Below are 6,764 nucleotides of genomic sequence, written 5' to 3'. Positions count from 1 at the left end.
CCGCGACCTCTTCAACGGTCGCGGGCGGCGTGCCCGGCAGCCAGGTGTCGCCCGGCGCAGGCAGAACCCGCAGCAGGCGTCGCGGGCCGCGACGGCCCTGCTCGAGCGCCAGCCCCGCCCCGGCCAGCGCCCCCTCGGGGGTGTCGAGCCAGGACAGTCCGACCGCCCGACCGCGGCTGCGCCCGGCGCGCCGCTCGGCCAGCGGTCCGCTGCGCAGCAGCCCTTCGGCCGCCGCGGGAGAGAGGGTCCCTTCCAGGACAAGCCCGGCAGCCGCCACCGCATCCTCGGGCGGCGCGGCCTCGGGCCGGATCTGCTCGGTAGCCGCGTCGCTCAGCCCGGTGTCTCCGTCATGTCGCCGGCCTCCGCGCTCGGCAGGTCGGCAGGGGCGAGCATGCGCACGAGGCGCCCGCCGCCCGCCTCCAGCAGGCGCCAGGGCAGGGCGACGCTGAACTCGGTGAGCGTCGCCGTGGGGTAGGACAGGGCGAGCCGGGCGGCGGTCGGACCGCCGCCGGCCATGCCGGCCGGGCCGACCAGCGCCATCGCGAGCTCGTGCAACCCGGGATTGTGGCCGATCAGCAGCACGCTGCGCGCGGTCTCCCGCACGCCGCGCAGCGTTTCCAGCAGCGCCTGCCAGGGAGCGAGGTAGAGCGCGTCCATCGGCTCGATCAGCGGCGAGCCGTCGAGCGGCCCGATGGCCTCCAAGGTCTGCAGGGTGCGCCGGGCGGAGGAGACCAGCACCACGTCCGGCGCCAGGCCGAGGTCGCGCATCGCCTCGGCCATCGCGGCGGCGTTGCGGCGGCCGCGCGCATTGATCGGCCGCGCATGGTCCGGCAGGCGCGGATCGTCCCAGGAGGACTTGGCGTGCCGCAGAAGCAGCAATTGACGCATGGGCCGGCATCCTAAGCACGGCCGCGCGCGCCTGTCTGCCTCGGCAGGGTTTCCGTTGTCCCGGCCGACCCCATCTGCCGCCGGCTTGGGACGATGGGGCTGAGATGACGGGACGGATCCTGGTGTTCGGGGCCACCGGCGGGATCGGCGGCGCGCTGGCGCGGCGGCTGGGCGCCCGCGGCGCGGCGCCCTTTCTGGTGGCAAGGGATGCGGCAAGGCTGCAGGCGCTGGCGGGCGAGCTTGGCGCCGGCTGGCAGGCGGCGGATGTGACCGATCCGGCGGCGCTGCGCGCGGCGGTGGCGGCGGCCGGCACGCCGCTGGCCGGGCTCGCCTTCTGCGTCGGCTCGATCCTGCTGAAGCCGCTGGCGCGGCTGACGGAAGCGGATTTCGCCGAGACCTTCCGGCTGAACGCCCTGGCGCCCGCGCTGGCGGTGCAGGCGGCGCTGCCGGCCCTGGTGGCGGGGGCGGGCAGCGTGGTGCTGTTCTCCTCGGTCGCGGCGCGGCGGGGCTTTGCCAACCATGCCGCGATCGGCGCCGCGAAGGCGGCCGTCGAGGGGCTGGCGGTGTCGCTGGCGGCGGAGCTGGCGCCCCAGGTCCGGGTGAACGTCGTCGCGCCGAGCCTGACGAAAACGCAACTCGCCGAGCCCTTGACCCGCAGCCCCCAGATGGCGGAGGCCATCGCCAGGCAGCATCCGCTGCAGCGCCTCGGCGAGGCGGAGGATGCCGCGTCCCTGGCCGACTTCCTGCTCTCCGACGCGGCGGGCTGGATGACCGGGCAGGTGATCGGGGTGGATGGCGGGCGCGGGGCGCTCGCGGGGAAGGGATAGGGCCATGCTGCTGCGCCGTGCGCTGTTCGGGCTTGCGCTGCTGCCGCTGCTGGATGACCGGGCCGTGGCGGCGCCGGGCGACCTTGCCTTCAAGGTGATCCGGGAGGGCCGCGAGGTCGGGACGCATCGCGTGACCTTCCGCGACGATGGTGGCCTGCTGCGCGCCCGCAGCCAAGTGCGCATCACCGTCACGCTCGCGGGCTTCACGGTGTTCCGCTACAGCCACGAGACCGAGGAAGCCTGGCAGGGCGAGCGGCTGGTCGGCCTGGCCAGCCGGCTCGAGAAGAACGGCCGGCAGACCGGCTGCGAGGTGCGCGCGGAGGGCGACGGGCTCCGGCTGCGCGGCACCGCCGGCAATGTCCTGTTGCCGGCCGCGGCCGCCCCCCTGACCTGGTGGCGCGCGGCGAGCTTCGCGCCCGGCGTGCCGCTGTTCGACCCGCGCGAGGGCCGGCCGGTGGAGCCGCGGCTGGAACGCCGCCCGGAGGCGGGTGGGCAGCGGGTGACGCTGGTCGGCGGGGAGGGGGCGGTGATCCTCTACGATGCCCGCGGCACCTGGGTCGGCTTCGAGACCACGGGCGAGGATGGCAGCGCGATCCGGTATGCGCGGGGGTAGCGCCCGCGCGCCGCGGGAGGCTTCCGGGCCGGTCCTGCGCGTCGTCCTTGGCGACCAGTGCTCCGACACGCTCAGCGCGCTGGACGGCATCGGCGCCGACGACGTCGTGCTGCTGGCCGAGGTGCGCGCGGAGTGCACCTATGTCCGCCACCACAAGCAGAAGATTGTCCTCGTGCTCTCGGCGATGCGGCACTTCGCGGCGCGGCTGCGCGCGCGCGGCATCCGCGTGGACTACGTCAGGCTCGACGATGCCGCGAACACGCAGACCCTGGCGGGCGAGGTGGCGCGCGCGGCGAGGCGGCACGGCGCGACGCGGATCGCCTGCACCCATCCGGGCGAGTGGCGCGTGCTGCAGGACATGCGGGGCTGGGAGGCGGCGACGGGCCTGCCGGTGGAGATCCGGGAGGATACGCGCTTCCTCTGCACGCTCGACCGCTTCCGCGCCTGGGCGGGCGCGCGCAAGCAGCTGCGCATGGAATTCTTCTACCGCGAGATGCGGCGCGAGAGCGGCATCCTGATGGAGGCGCCGGACCAGCCCGCGGGCGGGCAGTGGAACTTCGACCACGACAATCGTGCCGCGCTGCCGAAGGGGATGGTGCCGCCGAAGCCGCGCCGCTTCCCGCCGGATGCGGTGACGCGGGAGGTGATGGCGCTGGTCGCGCGCGAATTTCCCGACCATTTCGGCACGCTCGACGCCTTCGCCTGGCCGGTGACGGCCGAAGACGCGGCGGCCGCGCTCGCCGATTTCGTCGCGCACCGGCTGGCGGATTTCGGCAGCTACCAGGACGCGATGGCCGAGGGCGAGCCGACGCTGTTCCACGCGCTGATCGCTGCCGCGCTGAATGTCGGCATCCTCGATCCGCGCGATGCCTGCGCGGCGGCGGAGCGGGCTTATCGCCAGGGCCAGGCGCCGCTGAACGCGGTGGAGGGCTTCGTGCGGCAGATCCTCGGCTGGCGCGAATATGTCCGCGGCATCTACTGGCTCCGCATGCCGGACTATCGGGAGACCAATGCGCTGGAGGCGTATCGCCCGCTGCCCTGGTTCTACTGGTCGGGCGAGACGGAGATGGCCTGCCTGCGCGCGGCGATCGGGCAGACCCGCGACCTCGCCTATGCGCATCACATCCAGCGGCTGATGGTGACCGGCAATTTCGCGCTGCTCGCCGGCCTCGACCCGGCCGCGGTAAACGAGTGGTACATGGTGGTCTATGCCGACGCCTATGAATGGGTGGAACTGCCCAACACGCATGGCATGGCGCTGCATGCCGATGGCGGGGTGATGGCGTCGAAGCCCTATGCGGCCTCCGGCGCCTACCTCAACCGCATGTCCGACCATTGCCGCGGCTGCGCCTTCGACGTGAAGGCGGCGACCGGCGCGCGCGCCTGTCCGTTCAACTTCCTCTACTGGGATTTCATCGCGCGGCACGCGGCGCGTCTTGGGAACAACCCGCGCATGGCGATGCCGCTGCGCACGCTGGCCAAGATGGATCCCGCCAAGGTCCGCGCGATGCGCGACCAGGCGCGGGCGTTCCTGGACGGGCTGGAGGCGGCCGCGGCGCCGGCGGGAGTGCAGCGCCGCCTGCTGTGATCCTCGGCGCGTGCTTGTCAGCCGCGCACGCGCCGCTGGTCGGGATGCAGCGCGGCGCCGAGGATGTGCGTGCTCCGCCCGATCACATGCGCCGCGCCGCCGACGATCAGCGGGTCCGGCCCATGCACCACCGCTTCGTCCTTGCCGGGATAGGGCAGGGTGGTGAGGAAGAAGCGCATCGCCTCCAGCCGCGCGCGCCGCTTGTCGTTCGACTTCACGATGGTCCAGGGCGCGTCGGCGGTGTCGGTGTAGAAGAACATCGCCTCCTTCGCCTCGGTGTAGTCGTCCCACTTGTCGAGGCTCGCCTTGTCGATCGGGGAGAGCTTCCACTGCTTCAGCGGATCGGTCTCGCGCGCGCTGAAGCGGCGATGCTGCTCGTCGCGAGTCACGCTGAACCAGAACTTGAACAGGCGGATGCCGGAGCGGACCAGCATGCGTTCCAGTTCCGGCGCCTCGCGCATGAATTCGAGGTAGTCGGCCGGCGAGCAGAAGCCCATCACGCGTTCGACGCCCGCGCGGTTGTACCAGGAGCGGTCGAAGAAGACCATTTCGCCGGCGGCCGGCAGGTGCTCCACATAGCGCTGGAAATACCACTGCGTGCGCTCGCGCTCGGAGGGCTTCTCGAGCGCCACCACGCGCGCGCCGCGCGGGTTCAGGTGCTCCATGAAGCGCTTGATCGTGCCGCCCTTGCCGGCGGCGTCGCGCCCCTCGAACAGGATCACCACCCGCTCGCCGGCGGATTTCACCCAGGCCTGCGCCTTCAGCAGTTCCACCTGCAAGGGCGTCACCCGCTGCAGGTATTCCTTCTCGGTCAGGCGCGTGGCGTAGGGGTATTCGCCGGTCTCGAAGCTGCGCCGCACGGCCTCGGGATCGTGGCGCAGCGCGGCGGCGCGGGGGGGCCGGGTCAGCTCCGCGGCGGCGCCAGCGATGCTGCGGGCGGCTTCCGGCGCGTTCTCGGGCCTGGCAGCCGGTTCCGGCGGGCGGGCGATGTCGTCTGGCATGGACGGCCTCCAGGCGGTTGCAGCGGCCGCATTCTGCACCCGGCGACGGCGGCGCGGGCTGATCCATGTCAATCCGGTGACAGTTTCCGGCCGCGCCGGGTCAGGCCCAGGCCGGCAGGTCGATCCAGGCCAGATGCCCGCCCTTGCCGGCGCCGCAGTCGAGAAAGACGCAGCGCCCGCCTAGCAAGCCCTCCGTGACATAGGGGCGGCCATCGGTGGAGCGCCGCTCATGCCCGCAGACCACCAGCATGTCGCGCGGGATCCGGTCCACCCAGTCGTGCAGCCGCTCCGGCGATCCGTCCGGCCGTGTCCGGCCGGTGACCTGGCCGTAGATGGCGCGGGTGACGAGGCCGCCCGGCCGCGCCTCCCCGGCATCGGGCGGCGGGGCGGCGTGGAGCATGCCGGGATGGAAGCCGCCATGCACGAAGACCCGCCCGCCATCCCGGATCCAGGCCGGGGCGCGGGCGATCTCGACGATGGCGCGGGCCGTCAGCGCCGCCCCATCCGGCGCGGCGCCCAGCTGGGACAGGGTGCGGCCAAGACCCTCCGCCTGGACCCGCACCGGCGCGCCGGTCAGCGCGCGGCGCAGCTTGTGGTCGTGGTTGCCGAGCAGGAACAGGCCGCGACCCGCATCCATCAGCGCGAACATCTGGCGCAGCACGCCGGGGCTGTCGGGCCCGTGGTCGGTCAGGTCGCCGAGCTGCAGGACGAACAGGTCCTCGGCCTCGGCGCCGGCGATGGCGGCGCGGAAGGCCTCGGCCTCGCCATGCACGTCGGCCACCACCCTGAGCCCCGCGAAGCCGCGCCAGAGATGGCCGGGCGGCGTGCTCACGCCGCGTCCGCGCTGTCCGGGCGCAGGGCCGCGAGCGCCGCCAGCGCCCGCGCCCGCCCCTCGGCCGCGTCCACGATCGGCCGGGGATAGTCGCGGCCGAGCCGGATGCCGGCGGCGGCCAGAACGCCCGGCGGCGCTTCCCAGGGACGATGGATGAAGGCGTCGGGCAGCTTCGCGAGCTCCGGCACCCAGCGCCGGACATAGGCGCCGGCGGGGTCGAACTTCTCGCCCTGCAGCACCGGGTTGAACACGCGGAAATAGGGCGCAGCGTCGGTGCCGCAGCCCGCGACCCACTGCCAGGAGGCGCTGTTGGAGGCGAGGTCGGCGTCGAGCAGCGTGTCCCAGAACCAGGCCGCGCCGTCGCGCCAGGGCTGCAGCAGGTGCTTCACCAGCAGGCTGGCGGCGACCATGCGCACCCGGTTGTGCATCCAGCCGCTGCGCCAGAGCTGGCGCATGCCGGCATCCACGATGGGATAGCCGGTGCGGCCCTGCTGCCAGGCCGCCAGCAGCCGCGCATCCTTCTGCCAGGGGAAGTTTTCATACGCCGGCCGGAGGCAGCGCTCGGGCATCTCCGGCCGGTGCCAGAGCAGGTGGTAGGAAAACTCCCGCCAGAGGATCTCCTTCAGGAAGGTTTCCGCCCCGCTGCCCTGCGCCGCCTGGCGCGTCGCATGCCAGACCTGTCGCGGCGAAACCTCGCCCCAGCGCAGATGCGGCGAGAGGCCGGAGGAGCCTTCGACGCCGGGCAGGTTCCGGGCGGAATCGTAGCGGGCCAGCGGGCCGGCGGCGAAGCGGGCGAGGCGTGCCTGGGCGCCGGCCTCGCCGGGCTGCCAATGGGCGTCGAACCCGGCCGCCCAGTCGGGCTCGCCCGGGACGGGATAGAGGCCGAGGCTGTCCAGGCTCTCGCCGCCGGCGGGCGGCTCGGCGCCCGGGATGGCGGCGGGGGCGGGGAGCGGCGCGCCGGGGGGGGCGGCGGGCCGCGAACCCGGCCCGGAGGGCGGGTTGGCCGCCAAAGGCC

At 73.7% G+C, this 6,764-nt stretch carries 8 protein-coding genes; 3 read left to right on the top strand and 5 right to left on the bottom strand.

The window, feature by feature from the left end:
- Positions 1–277, bottom strand: a 277-nt coding sequence (locus AC1MIR_RS15475) for a hypothetical protein (RefSeq protein ID WP_480029086.1), incomplete at its 3' end; no start/stop codon positions are given.
- 53 nt (positions 278–330) lie between these two features.
- Entirely contained in the window at positions 331–888 is a 558-nt protein-coding gene (locus AC1MIR_RS15470; RefSeq protein WP_480029085.1) for a SixA phosphatase family protein, read from the bottom strand.
- Positions 889–992: 104 nt separating this feature from the next.
- On the opposite strand from AC1MIR_RS15470, the gene AC1MIR_RS15465 reads away from it, so the two are divergent.
- The 3 genes from AC1MIR_RS15465 to AC1MIR_RS15455 are packed head-to-tail and all read left to right on the top strand — an operon-like array spanning position 993 to position 3,916.
- Positions 993–1,715: an SDR family NAD(P)-dependent oxidoreductase gene (locus AC1MIR_RS15465; RefSeq protein WP_480029084.1), complete on the top strand. Its 723-nt coding sequence runs from the start codon at positions 993–995 to the stop codon at positions 1,713–1,715.
- 4 nt (positions 1,716–1,719) lie between these two features.
- Positions 1,720–2,328 (top strand): DUF6134 family protein, encoded by a 609-nt coding sequence (locus tag AC1MIR_RS15460; RefSeq protein ID WP_480029083.1) that lies wholly within the window; start codon positions 1,720–1,722, stop codon positions 2,326–2,328.
- On the top strand, positions 2,315–3,916 hold the full coding sequence (locus AC1MIR_RS15455; protein WP_480029082.1) for a cryptochrome/photolyase family protein: 1,602 nt from the start codon (positions 2,315–2,317) through the stop codon (positions 3,914–3,916). The genes AC1MIR_RS15460 and AC1MIR_RS15455 overlap by 14 nt, the downstream gene beginning before the upstream one ends.
- Positions 3,917–3,933: 17 nt before the next feature.
- Here the strand turns inward: AC1MIR_RS15455 and ppk2 are convergent, their stop codons facing one another.
- The 3 genes from ppk2 to AC1MIR_RS15440 form a co-directional block, all read right to left on the bottom strand.
- Complete coding sequence (gene ppk2 / locus AC1MIR_RS15450) at positions 3,934–4,917, bottom strand: polyphosphate kinase 2 (RefSeq protein ID WP_480029081.1); 984 nt, start codon at positions 4,915–4,917, stop codon at positions 3,934–3,936.
- A 100-nt stretch (positions 4,918–5,017) separates the two neighbouring features.
- The gene (locus AC1MIR_RS15445; RefSeq protein WP_480029080.1) at positions 5,018–5,749 is read right to left on the bottom strand and encodes a metallophosphoesterase; all 732 of its coding nucleotides are present in this window, start codon (positions 5,747–5,749) and stop codon (positions 5,018–5,020) included.
- A partial coding sequence (locus AC1MIR_RS15440) for a cryptochrome/photolyase family protein (protein WP_480029079.1) occupies positions 5,746–6,764 on the bottom strand: 1,019 nt, incomplete at its 5' end. The genes AC1MIR_RS15440 and AC1MIR_RS15445, both read right to left, overlap by 4 nt.

It is taken from the genome of Falsiroseomonas sp. RANM36, from assembly GCF_056682175.1.
The sequence above is the reverse complement of the archived record's forward strand: the minus strand, read 5'-3'. Positions and strand labels throughout refer to the sequence as shown.

Coding starts and splice junctions, on each gene's coding strand:
- AC1MIR_RS15470 (WP_480029085.1), bottom strand. CDS start 888: ATGCGTCAATTGCTGCTTCTGCGGCACGCCAAGTCCTCCTGGGACGAT.
- AC1MIR_RS15465 (WP_480029084.1), top strand. CDS start 993: ATGACGGGACGGATCCTGGTGTTCGGGGCCACCGGCGGGATCGGCGGC.
- AC1MIR_RS15460 (WP_480029083.1), top strand. CDS start 1,720: ATGCTGCTGCGCCGTGCGCTGTTCGGGCTTGCGCTGCTGCCGCTGCTG.
- AC1MIR_RS15455 (WP_480029082.1), top strand. CDS start 2,315: ATGCGCGGGGGTAGCGCCCGCGCGCCGCGGGAGGCTTCCGGGCCGGTC.
- ppk2 (WP_480029081.1), bottom strand. CDS start 4,917: ATGCCAGACGACATCGCCCGCCCGCCGGAACCGGCTGCCAGGCCCGAG.